17 protein-coding genes and 1 pseudogene are annotated in these 15,743 nt (G+C 69.2%); 9 read left to right on the top strand and 9 right to left on the bottom strand.

What is annotated here, in order from left to right; translation table 11 throughout:
* Nucleotides 1–214: 214 nt before the first annotated feature.
* Together FN829_RS09945 and FN829_RS09940 are read right to left on the bottom strand one after the other, a co-directional pair.
* Nucleotides 215–499 (bottom strand): 2Fe-2S iron-sulfur cluster-binding protein, encoded by a 285-nt coding sequence (locus FN829_RS09945; RefSeq protein ID WP_142986833.1) that lies wholly within the window; start codon nucleotides 497–499, stop codon nucleotides 215–217.
* A 6-nt stretch (nucleotides 500–505) separates the two neighbouring features.
* Nucleotides 506–1,000 carry a GNAT family N-acetyltransferase gene (locus FN829_RS09940; RefSeq protein ID WP_142986832.1) on the bottom strand — a complete coding sequence of 165 codons (495 nt, stop codon included), beginning with the start codon at nucleotides 998–1,000 and terminating at the stop codon, nucleotides 506–508.
* Between the two features lie 167 nt (nucleotides 1,001–1,167).
* On the opposite strand from FN829_RS09940, the gene FN829_RS09935 reads away from it, so the two are divergent.
* The 6 genes from FN829_RS09935 to FN829_RS09915 all read left to right on the top strand — a co-directional run bounded on the left by FN829_RS09935 (nucleotide 1,168) and on the right by FN829_RS09915 (nucleotide 4,593).
* A complete protein-coding gene (locus tag FN829_RS09935) occupies nucleotides 1,168–2,088 on the top strand; it encodes a Phenylacetic acid catabolic protein (RefSeq protein WP_142986831.1) in 921 nt (306 codons plus the stop codon).
* A 2-nt stretch (nucleotides 2,089–2,090) separates the two neighbouring features.
* Nucleotides 2,091–2,483, top strand: a complete 393-nt coding sequence (locus tag FN829_RS09930; protein ID WP_142986830.1) for a metal-sulfur cluster assembly factor — start codon at nucleotides 2,091–2,093, stop codon at nucleotides 2,481–2,483.
* Nucleotides 2,480–2,695, top strand: a complete 216-nt coding sequence (locus FN829_RS09925) for a phenylacetic acid degradation PaaB family protein (RefSeq protein ID WP_246066494.1) — start codon at nucleotides 2,480–2,482, stop codon at nucleotides 2,693–2,695. Before FN829_RS09930 ends, FN829_RS09925 begins: the two co-directional genes overlap by 4 nt.
* Entirely contained in the window at nucleotides 2,692–3,450 is a 759-nt protein-coding gene (locus tag FN829_RS09920) for a Phenylacetic acid catabolic protein (protein WP_142986829.1), read from the top strand. The genes FN829_RS09925 and FN829_RS09920 overlap by 4 nt, the downstream gene beginning before the upstream one ends.
* The gene (locus FN829_RS15915) at nucleotides 3,450–3,617 is read left to right on the top strand and encodes a PaaD-like zinc ribbon domain-containing protein (RefSeq protein ID WP_185955736.1); all 168 of its coding nucleotides are present in this window, start codon (nucleotides 3,450–3,452) and stop codon (nucleotides 3,615–3,617) included. Before FN829_RS09920 ends, FN829_RS15915 begins: the two co-directional genes overlap by 1 nt.
* 133 nt (nucleotides 3,618–3,750) lie before the next feature.
* A complete protein-coding gene (locus FN829_RS09915; protein ID WP_142986828.1) occupies nucleotides 3,751–4,593 on the top strand; it encodes an enoyl-CoA hydratase/isomerase family protein in 843 nt (280 codons plus the stop codon).
* A 9-nt stretch (nucleotides 4,594–4,602) separates the two neighbouring features.
* On the opposite strand, the gene FN829_RS09910 is transcribed toward FN829_RS09915, so the two are convergent.
* Nucleotides 4,603–5,757 (bottom strand): acyl-CoA dehydrogenase family protein, encoded by a 1,155-nt coding sequence (locus tag FN829_RS09910; protein WP_142986827.1) that lies wholly within the window; start codon nucleotides 5,755–5,757, stop codon nucleotides 4,603–4,605.
* Nucleotides 5,758–5,837: 80 nt separating this feature from the next.
* A complete protein-coding gene (locus FN829_RS09905) occupies nucleotides 5,838–7,289 on the bottom strand; it encodes an aldehyde dehydrogenase family protein (protein ID WP_142986826.1) in 1,452 nt (483 codons plus the stop codon).
* 162 nt (nucleotides 7,290–7,451) lie between these two features.
* Here FN829_RS09905 and FN829_RS09900 point away from each other — a divergent pair, with 162 nt between their 5' ends.
* The 3 genes from FN829_RS09900 (at nucleotide 7,452) to FN829_RS09890 (ending at nucleotide 11,237) form a co-directional block, all read left to right on the top strand.
* The gene (locus FN829_RS09900) at nucleotides 7,452–8,561 is read left to right on the top strand and encodes an NAD(P)-dependent alcohol dehydrogenase (RefSeq protein ID WP_142986825.1); all 1,110 of its coding nucleotides are present in this window, start codon (nucleotides 7,452–7,454) and stop codon (nucleotides 8,559–8,561) included.
* A gap of 73 nt (nucleotides 8,562–8,634) precedes the next feature.
* Nucleotides 8,635–9,804, top strand: a complete 1,170-nt coding sequence (locus FN829_RS09895) for a thiolase domain-containing protein (protein ID WP_142986824.1) — start codon at nucleotides 8,635–8,637, stop codon at nucleotides 9,802–9,804.
* Nucleotides 9,801–11,237, top strand: a complete 1,437-nt coding sequence (locus tag FN829_RS09890) for an OB-fold domain-containing protein (RefSeq protein ID WP_142986823.1) — start codon at nucleotides 9,801–9,803, stop codon at nucleotides 11,235–11,237. The genes FN829_RS09895 and FN829_RS09890 overlap by 4 nt, the downstream gene beginning before the upstream one ends.
* Here FN829_RS09890 and FN829_RS09885 read toward each other — a convergent pair.
* The 5 genes and pseudogenes from FN829_RS09885 to FN829_RS09865 all read right to left on the bottom strand — a co-directional run.
* Nucleotides 11,207–12,157 (bottom strand): MBL fold metallo-hydrolase, encoded by a 951-nt coding sequence (locus FN829_RS09885; RefSeq protein ID WP_142986822.1) that lies wholly within the window; start codon nucleotides 12,155–12,157, stop codon nucleotides 11,207–11,209. The two genes, FN829_RS09890 and FN829_RS09885, sit on opposite strands and share 31 nt — an antisense overlap.
* Nucleotides 12,154–13,599: a UbiD family decarboxylase domain-containing protein gene (locus tag FN829_RS09880; RefSeq protein WP_142986821.1), complete on the bottom strand. Its 1,446-nt coding sequence runs from the start codon at nucleotides 13,597–13,599 to the stop codon at nucleotides 12,154–12,156. The genes FN829_RS09885 and FN829_RS09880 overlap by 4 nt, the downstream gene beginning before the upstream one ends.
* Nucleotides 13,596–15,098, bottom strand: coding sequence for a UbiD family decarboxylase (locus FN829_RS09875; protein WP_142986820.1), 1,503 nt, complete (start codon nucleotides 15,096–15,098; stop codon nucleotides 13,596–13,598). The genes FN829_RS09880 and FN829_RS09875 overlap by 4 nt, the downstream gene beginning before the upstream one ends.
* Nucleotides 15,095–15,592: a hypothetical protein gene (locus tag FN829_RS09870; RefSeq protein ID WP_142986819.1), complete on the bottom strand. Its 498-nt coding sequence runs from the start codon at nucleotides 15,590–15,592 to the stop codon at nucleotides 15,095–15,097. The genes FN829_RS09875 and FN829_RS09870 overlap by 4 nt, the downstream gene beginning before the upstream one ends.
* Nucleotides 15,593–15,656: 64 nt before the next feature.
* Nucleotides 15,657–15,743: pseudogene (locus tag FN829_RS09865) on the bottom strand (IS6 family transposase); the annotation flags it as partial.

Below are 15,743 nucleotides of genomic sequence, written 5' to 3'. Positions count from 1 at the left end.
GGTCCGGGACCTCCATGGAAGCGCCACGCATACACGACGTGAGACGTTGACGACACGGAGAGGGGAAGATCCCGGAGTACGACGTGCCCCGCATCGCACGGGATCGATCGACGGGATACCCCGCCTGCCGGAGTTCGATGGGTAGAGAAGAACCGAAGGCTGTCGGGAGGCGGAGTCGAAACGGGAGAAGACGATCCGGAAACGGTCGGAGACTTCAGGGACTCTCGTCCGTCTGTAGCTTCAGATCCGAGAGGGGACGACCGATACAGGTCAACACGTACCCCTCCTCCTTCTCGCCGTCGGAGAGGAACATCCCCTCGGTCTGATCGACCTCGCCGTCGCCCTCACACTTCGCCGAGCAGACGCCGCAGACGCCCATTCGACACTGGTAGGGGAGGTCGATGCCGATCTCTTCGGCCGCCTCCAGAATGGACTTGTCGGCCGGCACCTCGATCGTCTTCCCGCGGTCGACGAGCTCGACCGTGTACGTCTCTACCATGGCGCTCTACCGGTTCCCCGCAGACGTCTCGTAGACGTGTTCGACCGGCTCGAAGCCGAGCTCCTCGTACAGTTCGGCGGCCTCGTCGTCGCCCTCGAGCACGTCGATGCGGAAGAACTCCACCTCGTGGGGCGGCCCGGAGAACCACTCGTCGGCCGTCTCCAGGAGCGCCTTCCCGACGCCCTGGCCGCGGTGGTCGGGGTCGACGTAGTGGCCGTTGATGTAGCCGTGGTCCTGGAGCCGGAAGATCGGGTGATCGCCCATCACGCGGGCCTCGAGGACGCCGATCAGCTCCCCCGACGACGACTCCTCCGCGACGACGACGGTGCCGTACTTGGAGTCGACGAGCTGGTTCTCGAAGTAGCGGATCCAGCGCTCGTCCGCGTTCTCCTTGTGGCGGTACCGGTCGTCGTACTCGGAGAGGTGATCGGTGAACCCGTGCCAGAGTTCGATCAGGTCCTCCGCATCCTCGCTCGTCGCGTGTCGCACCTCGTATGCCATGTGCGCCCCGTCGTCCCCGACTGATAAAAAAGATCGTGTCGACGGGTTCTCACGGAGCCGAACGGAGTACCGACGGATCGGCGTCCAGAGGCGTCATCGATACGCGAATCGTATACAGAAAACAATTATAATGCTGGCCTCCGAACGGTCAATCAGTCGATCCGACAATGCCTACAGAGAAACAGTTGAAAAAGCAGCTTCAGAACGGCAAGATGATCGAATCCGAGGAGGAGATGACGGAGGGCTACAAGAAGGCCCTCAAGCGGATCCTGCTCGTCTCGGGGGACACCGAGTTGATGAGCGCGCCCGCCTACTACGACCAGTCACTGAACGCGCCCTCGATCGACGCCCGCGCGTCGTGTATCAGCGTCGTCCAGGACGAGCTCGGCCACGGCCACATCGCCTACCGCCTGCTCGAGGACCTCGGCGAGGACCGCCAAGAATTGATCTACGAGCGCGAACCCCACGAGTTCCGGAACACGTACGGGTTCGACCAGCACCTCGAGAACTTCGCGGAGCTCGTGACCGCCCACGGCATCTTCGACCGCGCCGGGATGGTCCTGCTCGGCGACATCTACGAGAACACGTCGTACGCGCCCTGGAAGCGCGCGCTGACGAAAGTCGAGAAGGAGGAGCAGTTCCACCTCCGGCACGGGGAGACCTGGATGCGCCGGCTGTCCAACAAGAGCGACAAGACCCACGAGCGGCTCCAGGACGCCGTCGACTGGATGTTCCCCATGGGCGTCGAGTGGTTCGGCATGTCCGACGACCAGAAGCGCAACACCGAGCAGCTCGACTACCGCATCAAGGGCAAGTCGAACGACGAGCTCAGACAGGACTGGCTCTCGCGGACCCTCCCGCTGATGGAGGAGCTCGACCTCGACGTGCCGGCCCACTACGACGAGGAGGCCGACGAGTACGTCCTCGAGTACGACATGCCGGTCGCGTTCGACCAGGAGAACAAGGAGTGGCGCTTCGACGAGCCGATCTCCTGGGACGACGTCATCGACCGCTGGCGGAACCGCGGACCGGCCAACGAGAAGTACGTGAACATGATCCAGTCCGGCGAAGTGAGCGTGCAGGTGTAACGATGTCGACGAAACAACGAACCGGCGGAACCTCGGGACCGGCCCGGAAAAGCGAGTTCGTCGAGCGGCGTCGGTCCGATGCCTCGACCTTCGAGGACCGGTTGTGGGCGGAACTCGACGAGATACCGGACCCGCACATCCCGGTGAGCCTCGTCGAGATGGCGATGGTCTACGACGTGTCGGCCGACGACGGCCACGTCGACGTGGAGATGTCCTTCCCGTGTATGGGCTGTCCGGCCTACGACATGATCAAGAACGACGTCCGGAGCTGTCTGCGCGTCGTCGACGGCGTCGACTCCGTCGACGTCGACGTGGTCTGGGACCCGGTGTGGTCGAAGGACATGCTCACGGAATCGGTGCGTGAGAAGATGCGCAACTCGGGGATCAGCCTATGACGGGAATGACGAAGTACGCGGTGTTCGGTCGGCGAAACGAGGGAGACGACACTCTTCACCTCGGCACCGTCAGCGCCCACAGCGACCGGCTGGCGAAGACGTACGCGTACAACACCTACGACGAGGAGGACTGGAACTACCTCGCGGTCGTACGCGAGGAGGACCTGCTCGAGGTCGAACACGGCAACGTCCGCCGGGAGGTGCCACAATGAGCGAGTGGCCCGCGGCGGCCGTCGACTACGTTCAGGCGATCACGGACACGAAGCTCGTGTTGGGCCACCGCTACGCGCAGTGGAGCCTCGCCGGCCCCTCGCTCGAGGACGACATCGGCGGCTCGAGCGCGGCCCAGGAGGAGGTCGGCCACGTCCGACAGCTCTTCCGCAAGCTGGAGTCGCAGGGCCGCGACGGCGACTGGCTCCGGGGCGATCGCGACCCGGAGGAGTTCGCCAACGCCTCGTGTCTCGACGCGATCGACGGCGACTGGACGGCGTACATGGCCACCATCGCCCCGATCGACCGCGCGGCGTGGTACATGCTCGACGCGATCGACCGCGAGGACATGGAGGGGATGATCACGAAGATGGGTGAGGACGAGTACTTCCACCTGGAGTACCACGACGCCCGCTTGGAGACGCTGGCGGCCGAGAATCCGGAGACGCTCCAGTCCACGCTGGAGGAGACGATCCCCTCAGCGCTCGCGCTCGTCGGTCCCGAGGGACTCGACGACGACTCCCTCGTGGACGCCGGGTTCACGAACCAGTCGGTCGCGGACGTCAGGGAACGGTTCATCGACCACTACCGCGACCTCTTCGCCGAGACGGACGTCTCGCTGGAGGGTGTCGACTGGGACGCGCCGGACGCGGACGCGTGGGACGAGACCAGACGCCGCGTCGGGGAGGGCGGGGTCAGAGCGGAGGACCTCGTCCAGATCCGCGGGGAACGCAACGCCGAGTTCGCGATCGAGTGATGAGCGACTCCGAGGACCCGACCGTCGAGTGTCCGCACTGCGGGTCGGCCGACGTCGACAAGGAGTCGGCGTTCGGCAGCGAGATCTCGAAGACGCAGTACTACTGCAACGGCTGTCACACCGTCTTCGAGCGGATCAAGTACGACGGGAAACAGCCCGGCGAGTGAGGACGGCCGCGGCGATCGTCGCGGCGGCGGCCAGCCCTTCTTCCACCGTTAGCGGCGTGTGAGCGCCGTTTCGACCGTCACGAACGAGCGTAATGAGAACATACATATACGACGGATTCGATCGGTGGATCGTATGAAATCGTTCAGCGAGCTGGATCTAGAGTATTTCCAGACTGACCTGGAGGACCACGTCGGAACCATTCGCCTCGACCGCCCGCCGGCGAACGCGCACAACATCGACGTGTTGCTCGAGTTACAGCGCGTGGTCGAGACGGTCCGGTTCGACGAGAGCGTCCGCGCGGCGCTGTTCGGCAGCGCGAGCGAGAAGTTCTTCTCGACCGGCTTCGACATCAAGGAGCTCCAGAGCGAGTCCGGCAAGCAGGTCGGCTACGCGAGCCAGACGAGCAAGGAGATCATCATGAAGATGCGGACGACGGACACCATCTTCATCGCGATGGTGAACGGTCACTGCATGGGCGGCGGCCTGGAGCTCGCGCTCGCGTGTGACTTCCGGTTCGTCGGCGACGACGACGGCTACAACGTCGGCATGCCCGAGATCCACCTCGGCCTCATCGCCGGCGAGGCGGGCACCCAGCTGCTCCCGCGCTACATCGACCGGTCGACCGCGCTGAAGATGATGATCACCGGCGAGACGCTCACGCCGGCGGAGGCGACCGAGCGGGACATCTTCGACGAGATCCACCCGCCCGACGAGGTCGAGGACGCCGCCCGCGAGTTCGCCGAGCAGATCGTCGAGAAGTCCCACATGGCCGTCGGCCACAACAAGCTGGCCGTCAACGAGGGGCTCGAACTGCCGCTCTGGGACGCGCTCGCACACGAGCGGGAGCTCCAGAACCGGCTTCTCGGCTCCGACGTGGCGAAGGAGGGCGTCGACGCCTTCCTCGGCGACCACGACCCCGATTTCCTCGGCGTCGAACTCGGCGACAAGGAGCCGGGCGCGCCCGACGAGGAGTAGCGCCCCGATTCAGAGACCGAGCGCCTCGCCCGCGACCGTCGTCTTCTGTATTTCCGTCGTGCCGCCGATGATGCTCAGGATCTTCGCGTCCCGGTAGTACCGCTCCAAGGGGAGGTCCGTGCGGTATCCCTTCCCGCCGTGGACCTGGATCGCGTTTCGCGTGACGAACTCGGCGGCCTCGCTGGCGACGTACTTCGCCTTGCTCGAGGTCCGGGTGTCGCCCTCGCAGTCGGCGATCGCCTTCGCGGAGTCGTACACCAGGTGGCGCGCGCCGTCGAGCTCGGCGTCCATGTCCGCGACGAGCACCTGGACCGCCTGGTAGTTCCCGACCGGCTGGCCGCCCTGTTCGCGGTCGCCCGCGTACGCGATGGCCTGATCGAAGGCCGCGCGCGCGATGCCGGTCCCGATCGCCCCGAGGCCGGTCCGGGCCATGTCGATGGTGCCCATGGCGATCCGAAAGCCCTGGCCGACCTCGCCGAGCAGCGCATCGTCGGCGACGCGCACGTCCGAGAGGGTGGAGTCGCCGGTGACGTGGCCGCGCATCCCCATGAACTCGACGCGGTCGAACGCGAACCCGTCCCGGTCGTCGGTGCCGGGCACGAGGAAGACGCTGACGCCGTGTCCGTCCTCGGGGGCGGGCTTCTTCCGGGCGACGACGAGGTGGAGGTCGGCGACGCCCGCGTTCGTCCCGAACGACTTCTCGCCGGAGAGCAGGTACCCCTCGTCGTCGGCGACCGCGACGGTCGACAGCTCGCTCGGCGAACTGCCGGCGTCGGGCTCGGTGAGCAGCATCGATCCGACCGTCTCGCCGCGCGCCATGGGTTCGAGGTACCGTTCCTTCTGGTCGTCCGTGCCGAACTCGGCGACGGGGAGCGCGGCGAAGGTGTGGCCCTGGATCGTCTCGGCGACCGCGCCCGACGCCTCGGCGATCCGCTCGACCGCGAGACAGTACGAGAGGAAGTCGGACCCCTCGCCGCCGTACTCCTCCGGGAGGAGGATCCCGAGCAGCCCCCGGTCGCCCGCCTCCTCGATCACCTCCCGCGGGAACTCGTCGGTGCGTTCGATGCGGTCGGCCGCCGGTTCCACGACCTCGGTCGCGAACGCCGCGGCCCGGTCCCGTATCTCGCGATGCTCGTCGGTGAGCGCGCTCTCGATGAGGCTCATACGGCCCTACACGCGCGGGCAGTCCGGATAAAGGTTCAAGAATGAGGCGAGGAACGTCTCGACCCCCCGTCGGAGCCGGCCTACTCCAGGTTGACGTTGACGTTCTTCGTCTGGGTGTACTCGCGGAGCGCCTCCGTCCCCTGCTCGCGGCCGAGCCCGCTCTCCTTGAAGCCGCCGAACGGCGTCTGCGGCTGCGTGACGGGGTACTCGTTGACGCTCACCATGCCGTACTCGAGCGCGTCGGCGACGCTGTGAGCCGTCTCGAGGTCGCTCGTCCAGATCCCGGCCATGAGCCCGTACGGCGAGTCGTTCGCGATCTCGATCGCCTCCTCGCGGTCGGCGAACTCGATCACGGACAACACCGGCCCGAAGATCTCTTCACGGGCGATCGTCATGTCGTTCGTCACGTCGGTGAAGACGGTCGGCTCGACGAAGTGGCCGGTCTCCCTGTCGTCGGGGACGCCCCCGCCGCAGGCGACCGTCGCGCCCTCCTCCTTGCCGCTCTCGATGTACTCGAGCACCTCCGCCTGCTGGCTCTCGCTGACGGTCGGTCCCATCCGCCCGTCGTCGTCGATGCCGCTTCCGAGCGGGGTCGACTCGGCGCGCTCGACGACGCGGTCGACGACCTCGTCGTGGACCGACTCGTGAACGAGGAGCCGCGAGCCGGCCCAACACATCTGGCCGGCGTTCATGAAGATCCCGTAGTGACAGCCCGCTGCCGCGGCGTCGAGATCGGCGTCGGGGAAGATGACGTTCGGGCCCTTCCCGCCAAGTTCGAGCGTAACGCCGGTCACGTTCGCGGCGGCGCGCTCCATCACGCCCTTGCCGACGCCGGTGCTGCCCGTGAACGCGACGTGTGCCACGTCCGGGTGTCCGGCGAGGCGGTTCCCCGCGACGCTCCCGCGGCCGGGAACGACGTTCAGGACGCCGTCCGGGAGCCCCGCCTCCTCCGCGGCGACCGCGTAGTAGAGCGCGGAGAGCGGCGTGGTGCTGGACGGTTTGAGCACCGCGCTGTTGCCGCAGGCCAGCGCGGGCGCGAGGCTCCGGCCGGCGAGCTGGAACGGGTAGTTCCACGGGATCACGTGTCCGGTGACGCCGACGGGCTCGCGGACGGTGTAGTTCAGCCGGTCGCCGGGGACGGGGACCTGGTCGCCCTGGATCTTGTCGGTCCAGCCGGCGTAGTAGCGGAACGTCTCGATCACCATCTCGACGTCGAGGGAGGCCTCGAACGGGGTCTTCCCGTTGTCGTGGGACTCGACCGCGACGATCTCGTCTTCCCGCTCCTCGATGGCGTCGGCCATCGCGTGGAGGCGTGCGCCGCGCTCGCGCGGGTCGAGCGACCGCCACTCGCCGTCGCGAGCCATCGCGTCGTCCGCGGCGGCGACGGCGCGATCCACGTCCGCCTCGCCTGCCTCCACGATCTCGGCGTACGGCTCCTCCGTCGCGGGGTCCTCGGTCTCGAACGTCGCGCCGTCCTCGGCCGCGGTCCACTCGCCGTCGATATACAGCTCTCTCGGGCCGGTGTAGCTCATGCGGTTCGGGCTCTATCCTTGACGGATAAAACGCTGTGGACGCCGGAACCGGACGGGGCCGAGGCGATCGTTGGGAGCCATCCACGGGATCGATGGCGAACGTGAACCGAACGCGAACCGGACGAATGCTTATGTGCAACTACACACATGGTACGTGTGGACATGGAAATCGATGCCGCGGTCGTACGGGAGGAGTCCGGGCCGTTCGAGATCGAGACGCTGGAGCTGGACGAGCCGCAGGCGGGGGAGGTGCTGGTCCGCGTCGTCGGCGCGGGGCTGTGTCACACGGACATCGCCGTCAGGGACCAGTACTACCCGACCCCGCTGCCCGCGGTGTTGGGCCACGAGGGTTCGGGCGTCGTCGAGGCGGTCGGGGAAGGGGTCACGAAGGTCGAGCCCGGCGACGGGGTCGTGCTCACCTTCGATCACGACGGGACCTGCCGGAACTGCCGGGAGGGCGACGTGGCGTACTGCGACGACTTCTTCGCACACAACTTCGCGGGACGGCGCGTCTCGGACGGGTCCTCGCCGATCCACGACGACGGCGAGGCGGTCAGCGGGATGTTCTTCGGCCAGTCGTCCTTCGCGACCCACGCGCTGGCCACGGAGCGGAACGTCGTCCCCGTCGACGACGACGTTCCCCTCGAGCTCCTGGGCCCGCTCGGCTGTGGCGTCCAGACGGGCGCGGGCGCGGTCATCAACACGCTCGACCCGCAGGCGGCCTCCTCCATCGTCGTGTTCGGGACCGGGTCCGTCGGGCTGAGCGCGGTCATGGCGGCGGACCTGAAGGGCTGTACCGACGTCGTCGCCGTCGACCTCATGGAGTCCAGACGCGAGAAGGCGCTCGAGCTCGGCGCGACCCACGCGATCGATCCGACGAGCGTCGACGACACGGTCGACGCGGTCCACGAGCACCTCGGCGGCGGGGCGGACTACAGCGTCGAGACGACCGCGAACACGGACGTCTTCCGGCAGGCAGTCGACTGCCTGCGCCAGAACGCCGACTGCGCGGTCGTCGGCGCGCCGCCGCTCGGGACCGAGGTCGAACTCGACGTGAACAACGTCCTGTTCGGACGGAACGTCAAGGGGGTCATCGAGGGGAACTCCAATCCGGACCTCTTCATCCCCGACCTGATCGAACTCTACCGCGCCGGGAAGTTCCCGTTCGACGAGCTCGTCACCTACTACGACTTCGAGGACATCGAGAAGGCGATCGAAGAACAGGAGGCCGGCGAGGTCATCAAGCCGGTCCTCCGCATGAGCGAGCCCTGACGAGTCCGAGCGGCGTCGTCGGCGGCGGACCGGATCCCTATGGATTTTTACTGTCGGACCGAAACGGGGACCCATGCGAGACGCGTATGTGCTCGGAGCCGGGCAGTCGTCGTTCGGCTCGTTTCCGGAGGAGACGTACCTCTCCCTGTTCGACGACGCCTTCGACGCGGCGCTCGACAGCGTCGACGGCGAGTTCGACCCGGGAGCGATAGATGAGGCGTACCTCGGCACCCTCGGCGTCGGCGGCCGCCAGATCGGGTTGAGCGGCCCCGCAGTGACCGAACACCTCGGGCTCCACGGCGTGCCGACGACGCGCGTGGAGAACGCGTGTGCCGCGAGCGGCTTCGCCTTCCGGCAGGCGGTCACCGCCGTCAAGTCGGGGGTCGTCGACGTCGCGCTCGCCGGCGGCTACGAGGTAATGACCGACGCCAGCTCCGATCACACCAGGTGGTGGCTCGGCGTCAGCGGCGAGACCGAGTGGGAGCGCACGAGCGGCACGACGTTCGCCGGGGTGTACGCCCAGATGGCGAGCGCGCACATGGACGAGTACGGGACGACCGCCGAGGACCTGAGCCGCGTCGCCGTGAAGAACCACGGGAACGGGGCGAAGAACCCGAAGGCGCACCTCGGGTTCGAGTGTTCGCTCGAGGACGCGGTCTCTGCGCCGAGCGTCGCCGACCCGCTGAACCTCTATCACTGCTGTCCGACGACCGACGGCGCGAGCGCGGTGCTCGTCGCGAGCGAGGAGGTCGCCCGCGAGGCGAGCGACGCGCCGGTCCGGGTCGCCGGCGCGGGCGCGGCCAGCGGGCGGGTCGGGCTGTTCCAGCGCGAGTCGCTGACGAGCATTCCGGCGAGCGTCAGCGCGGGCGAGGCGGCCTACGAGCAGGCGGGGATCGGCCCCGACGACCTCGACTTCGCAGAGGTACACGACTGTTTCGCCATCGCCGAGCTGCTCGCCTACGAGGACCTGGGGTTCTGTGAGCGCGGCGAGGCCGGACGGCTCCTCCGGGAGGGCGTCACCGACCCCGACGGCGAACTGCCGACGAACACGAGCGGCGGACTCAAATCGAAAGGTCACCCGATCGGCGCAACCGGAACCGGCCAGATCGTCGAGGCGTTCAAACAGCTCCGCGGGGAGGCGTACGTCCAGGTCGACGACCCGCAGTACGGGCTGACGCACAACGTGGGTGGAAGCGGGGGCGGCGTCACCGTCCACGTGCTCGAACGGGGTGAGTCGGCGTGAGGGGGATCGCCGCCGCCGGGGCGTACGTGCCCCGATTCCGGCTCCCGGGCGACGAGATCGCGGAGGCGTGGGGGACGAGCCACGCGAGCGGGATCGAGCGGAAGGCCGTGCCCGCCGCCGACGAGGACGCCCTGACGATGGCCGTCGAGGCGGCCGAGCGCGCGCTCTCGAGCGACGCGGTCGACCGGGACGAGCTGACGCTCGCGACCGTGGCGACGACGACGCCCCCGACCGAGGAGGGCGAGTTGCTCCCGCGGCTCGCGCGGGCGCTCGACCTCCCCCGATCGGTGGCGACGGCGACGGTCGGCGGCCACACGGCGGCCGGGGCCGAGGCGCTCTCGCGGGCGCTCGACGCCGAGGGGCCGGCCCTCGTAGTCGCCGCCGACGCTCCGGAGGGCGAGCCGGCCGAGGGGGACCACCCGCTCGGCGCCGGCGCGGCGGCGTTCGTCGTCGCCGACGACGCGTCCGCGCCGGTAACGGAGACCGCCTGGCACACCGAGGAGACGCCCGGCGTCCGGTTCCGCGAGCGGGGCGGGCACGACGTGGAGTCGCTCGACGTCACGACCTACCAGCGGAACGCGATCCGCGAGGCCGTCACGAGCGCGGCGTCGTCGCTGGCACTCGATCCGGCCGACGTCGACGCCGCGGCGGTCCACCAGCCGGACGGGCGGTTCCCGTATCGGGCGACCGCGGACCTCCCAGTGTCGAACGAGGCGGTCGCGGCGGGGACCGTCGTCGACCGGATCGGCGACGCCGGTGCCGCCACGGTCCCGCTCGGGCTGCTCGCCGCCCTCGACGCCGAAAGCGGTGACGGTGGAGACGCCGACGCGGAGGCCGGCGGCCGCTCGCTCGCGGCCTTCTTCGGCGGCGGCACCGCGGTCGCGGTCGCGGTCGAGGGTGGTCTCGACGTCGAGGGGATCGACGATCTCGAGGGGGGGACTGAGATCGACTACGCGTCGTACCTCCGCGAGCGGGGGTACGTCGTGAACGGCGAGGTCGCCGGCGGCGGCGCGCACGTCAGCCTCCCGAACTGGCGGCACTCGCTGGACCAGCGCTACCGCCTCGTCGCCGGCGTCTGTCCCGACTGCGGCGGCGTCTCGTTCCCGCCGGAGGGGGCCTGTCAGTCGTGTCACTCGCGGGTCGAGTTCGAGGAGTTCGAGGCCCCGCGGACCGGGACGGTTCGCGCGCTGACGGTCATCGGCCAGGGCGGCGCGCCGCCGGAGTTCGCGGAGCTCCAGCAGCGCGACGGCGCGTACGCCGTGGCGATCGTCGAGCTCGACGCCGAGGCGGGACGCGTCCGCCTCCCCGCGCAGGTCACGGACGCGGACCCGGCGGACGTCGCCGTCGGCGACGAGGTGCGGGCGACGGTCCGCCGGATCTACGAGCAGGAGGGCGTTCCCCGCTACGGCGTCAAGTTCGAGCCGACGGCGTGATCGCCGGGACGGGTCCGGTACTCGACCGGGTCGTCCCCACAGCGTTCGACCGCGCCGATCGCCTCGAGCCGTCTGAGATGTGCGGACGCCTCGCCCGCGCCGAACTTCGCGTGTATCCCTGCCATCTCGCCGAACAGTTGCTTCGCGACCGTCCACGGCGTGGCCGCGCCCGCCGCGGGAAGCGCGTCGACGACCCGTCGAGCGCGCTCGCGGTGGTGTTCGCGGACCGACGCCGCCTCGCGCGTCACGTCGACCGTCGTCCCGTGGCCGGGCTCGCCACGGTCGAAGGCGTCGTCGACGCGGTCGACGGAGCGGAGGTACGCCGCGAGCGGGTCGTCGGTCCGCGTGTCGCTCCCGCCGACGTTCGGCGTGTACGTCGGCAACAGTAGGTCGCCGAGGAAGGGCGTGTCCCGGTACGCGAAGGCGGCGTGGCCCGCGGTGTGGCCGGGCGTGGCGAGCGTCTCGACGCCCGCGACGACGTCCCCGTCTGACAGCTCGCGGACGTCGTACGCGTCGGGAAGCGGCGAGGGGCGGTCCGCCTCGACGAGCGCGGTCCGCACCGTCTCCGGCACGCCCCACCGGCGGAGCGCGTCGGCGTCGCGCTCGAGCCTGCGGGCGCGTTCGTCCGCGTACGACGCGACGAGCGGGGCGTCGGCCGCGTGCATGGCGATCCGGGCGTCCGCGGCCTCGGCGAGCCGGGTCGACAGCCCGGCGTGGTCGGCGTGCCAGTGGGTCACGAGCACGTGGTCGACGTCCGCCAGCGTGAGGCCGGCGTCGTCGATCCCCGCGCACAACGCCGCCCACGGCTCGTCTCCCGGCGGTCCGGGATCGATGACGACCCCCGCATCGGGGAGGACGTACGCGCCGTTGACGCCCTCGGGCGAGCCCGTTCCGACGGCGACGCGCACCGCGTCCGTCACGCGCCGTCACCCCCGGACGCGAGGTCGTCGCTCCCCGACGACGACGGCCCGCCCTCGGGTTCATCGTCCGCCGTGAGCGACTCCCACCGCTCGAGCGCGGACTCGCGGACGCCATCCGGGAAGGAGGACTCGAAGGTGACCCGCGGCGCGATGTAGTCCTCGTCCCACCGGGGGTCCCAGATGGCGCTGATGTACAGCCGCGACCCGGTCGCCCCGTCACGGCGGTAGACCGGCGCGGTCGCCGCCGGGGCGTTGGGGTCGCTGAACACCCAGTCGTTGCCCGGGTGCGCCTTCACCCACATGTCGTCGAGCGCGCGGGCGAGGTCGGTCGGCCGCGCGTACTCGTCCAACACGAGCACCTTGTCGAAGTAGTCGGAAAACGAGAACAGCGCGTTCGCGAGCTGCCAGTCGAAGCCGGCGTACAGGATCTCACTCGAGACGAGACAGAGGCCGAGCCGGCTCTCGACGGGGAGCTGTACCCACGACACCGGCGAAACCCCCCAGTAGCCGTTGACGCGGCGGTACAGCGTCGCCGCCTCGACGAGGCTCATCAGGTGGACGTCGTCCGCGAGCGGCGCGCCGAGCGGGACGAACGGTACCGTCGGGTCCTCCCGGAGCCGGATCCCCTCGGCCTCGAACGAGAGCGTGGCGGTCTCGGTCGCCCGCTCCCAGGTCGCCTCCGGGCCGGACACCGGCTCGTCGGTCGGGGCGGCGACGCCGTCGATCCGCACCTCCGCGCTCGCCGGCACGATCCGCCCGTCGACCCGTGCGAGCGGGACGTCCGCGAGCCCGGCGGCACGCTCGGGCACGGCGGGGACGGTCCGGTCCTGCGTCCACCCCTGAAGCGCGGCGACGAGCGTCGCGGCCTCGACGCCGAGGGACACGCTCGCGGCCTGCCCGCCCTCGAACCACTCGCCGACGGCGCGGGGAACGACCACTCTGAGCGTCGAGCCGCGGTGAACGGTGCCCCGGACCGGAGCCCACGTCGTGGTGTCGTCGCGCTCGACCGCGACGATGCCCTGGGTGACCCCCTGTCTCCCGTCGTCGTCGACGCCGGGGAGGCCGAGCGCGTAGAGGTCGTCCCCGGCGTCACGGTCGGCGGCCGGGTCGAGAGAGACCGCGTCCGCGAGCGGGGTCGTCTCCCATCGCGAGAGCACGTCGAGTAGGTCGACGCAGCCGACGTCGTGGCCGAGCCCGAGGCCGGCGGCGATCCGTCGCCACGGACGGTTCTCCCGTCCGGAGATCTGATCGGGACCGGCGTAGACGCCGCTCGCGTACGCGACTCGACCCGCGGTCTCGTCGAACCGGAGCGCGGCGCAGTTGTGTGCGAGCGCCTCCGTCGCGACGACCGCCGCCTCGGTGTCCCAGTGGACCCGCAACCCGATCTCGAGGAGGTCGTCCCGCTCCCGGAGGTCGGCGAGGTGCTCGGAGAGGGTCGTCACGGCTCGACCTCCGCCGGATCGATCCCCGGCAGTCCCTCGGGGCTCGCGCCGGCCTCGACGAGCAGGGTCCGCGCCCAGTACCGCGTCTCCTCGTCGGCCACCTCCGCGGCCGCCTCCGCGTCGTCGTCGCGGTCGCGGGTGGCGTCGATGTACGCCTTGGCGGTCTTCGCCTTCGAGGTGCCCGTCTGGGCGTTCCCCTTCTCGTCGGGCGTCTGGTAGATGTTGAGCGGCACCTTCGGCATCGACGCGACGCCGAACTGGTGGAAGTCCTCGTCGGGGTCCGCGTGTAGTGCGAGCGCCTCCAGCACGGCGCGCTGGTCGAGCGGGTCGACGTCGCCGTCGACGAACACGAAGAAGTCGACGTGGAGCATGCCCCAGGTGGTGAAGATGAAGTTCGCCAGGTCGTGGAGCTCGCCGGGGTCCGTCGCGTCGGTCGAGATGACGTAGACGGTCCGCGGCGTCGACTGCCAGGGGACACAGCGGTCCACGTCGAACCCGCCGGCGCGCAGCCCGAGCGTCGCGTCCGGCCCGACACAGCCGATCTCCATCGAGCTGGTGGAGTTCTCCGTGTGCCCCACGCCCGTTCCCTCGACACAGAACGGGATGATCGGGTCCGCCCGGCGGGTGATCGCCGTCACCTCGAGAGCGGGCATCGACCGCCGCGGCCCGTGCATGTAGCCGAAGTAGTCCCCGAATGGCCCCTCGTCGCGGCGAACGCCGGGAACGATCTCGCCCTCGATGACGAGCTCCGCGTCGGCCGGGACGAGGAGGTCGTTCGTCTCGCAGGGCACCACGTCGATCGGAGTGCCCTTCAGACCGCCGGCGAAGGAGACCTCGCTTCTGCCCGTCGGGATCCACATCACCGAGCTGTACTGTACCGCCGGGTCGGCCCCGACGACGATGGCGACCGGCATCGGCTCGTCGCGCCGCTCGTACTTGTAGTAGAAGAGGTTCGGCGTCTGCTCGCCGGCGAGCAGGAGCACGCTCGCGGTCCGACTGTCGTGGACCATCACGCGGTGATACGAGTAGTCTATCCACTCCGAATCGGGGTCCGGTGCCACGAGCGTGTGGAGGTTCGAGTACCGCCCGCCGTCGCCCGCGTGGACGTACGGCCACGGGTAATCGAGCAGGTCCACCTCCTCGCCCGTCTCGATCACCTCCTTACATGGCGCGTCGGTCCGATCGACCGTCTCCGGCGGCCGCTGCTCTTTGAGCCGCCGGATCGTCTCGTCGTAGAACTCCCGGCTCGAGGCGTCCGGAGGGATGTCCATCCCGAGGGCGATCCGGTCCCACGGGCGGCGCTGTGAGCCGCGGTAGGGATCCCCCACGAGCCGCGCGCCGTCCGCCGCCTCGAAGAAGGGGATGGGGCCGTCGTTCTCGTTCGCGAGCATCGTGAGCGCGCTCGCCTCCAGGTTCCACGACACGGGTTCGTCGACGCGTACGAGTTCGTCCCGCGCCTCGATCCGTCGGAGGTACCCGCGGAAGCCGTCGACCGTCATCCGCCGTCGCTCCCGCCCGTCAACTCGCGTTGCTCGCGCTGTACCTTCAGGTCGACGTACTCGTTGACGAGTTCCGGGTAGCGCTCGGAGAGGTGTTCGTACATCACCTTGCGGCTGGCCTCCGAAATGGAGGAGTAGACTCCCGCTTCGACGAGATACGCCAGGAGCGTCTTCACCTCGTCGGAGCGCGTGTTGATCACGTTCGCGCCCTCGGCGGTCTCCTCCATCACCCGTTCGAGCGTCTCCCTGTCGACCCCCTCCGCGTCGATGTCGGTCTCCAACACCTCGATGTACCACTGCTCCTCGGTGTTCTCGTGGGGGCCGCTGACGACCGTCAGCGGGACCGGGTCGGACAGCTCCGCGGCGTCCCGACTCACGTACGCTCGCGTGCTGAAGATCTCCTTCGTCTCGGCGTCGGTCACCTGAATGCTGACCTCCCCCTGTTCGGGATCGGGCGGGAGGTTGGTCTCGGACGTGACGTATTCGTCGCGCATGCTGAGATATGTCCCTACTCGAATCCCGCGCGTAAAGTATTACCCTGTCCGGCGGACGTAGTGTTCAGATAAGCTGATTCCATGCGAAAGCGAACGATCTGAGCCACTCATCAGCAGTTTCTGCGTCGGCGTTGCTGAAACAGTTTGAGAA

Origin of the sequence: Halorubrum cibi (assembly GCF_900182635.1) — an archaeon.
GTDB classification, from domain to species: domain Archaea; phylum Halobacteriota; class Halobacteria; order Halobacteriales; family Haloferacaceae; genus Halorubrum; species Halorubrum cibi.
This window is presented reverse-complemented; position numbering and strand designations above follow the sequence as displayed.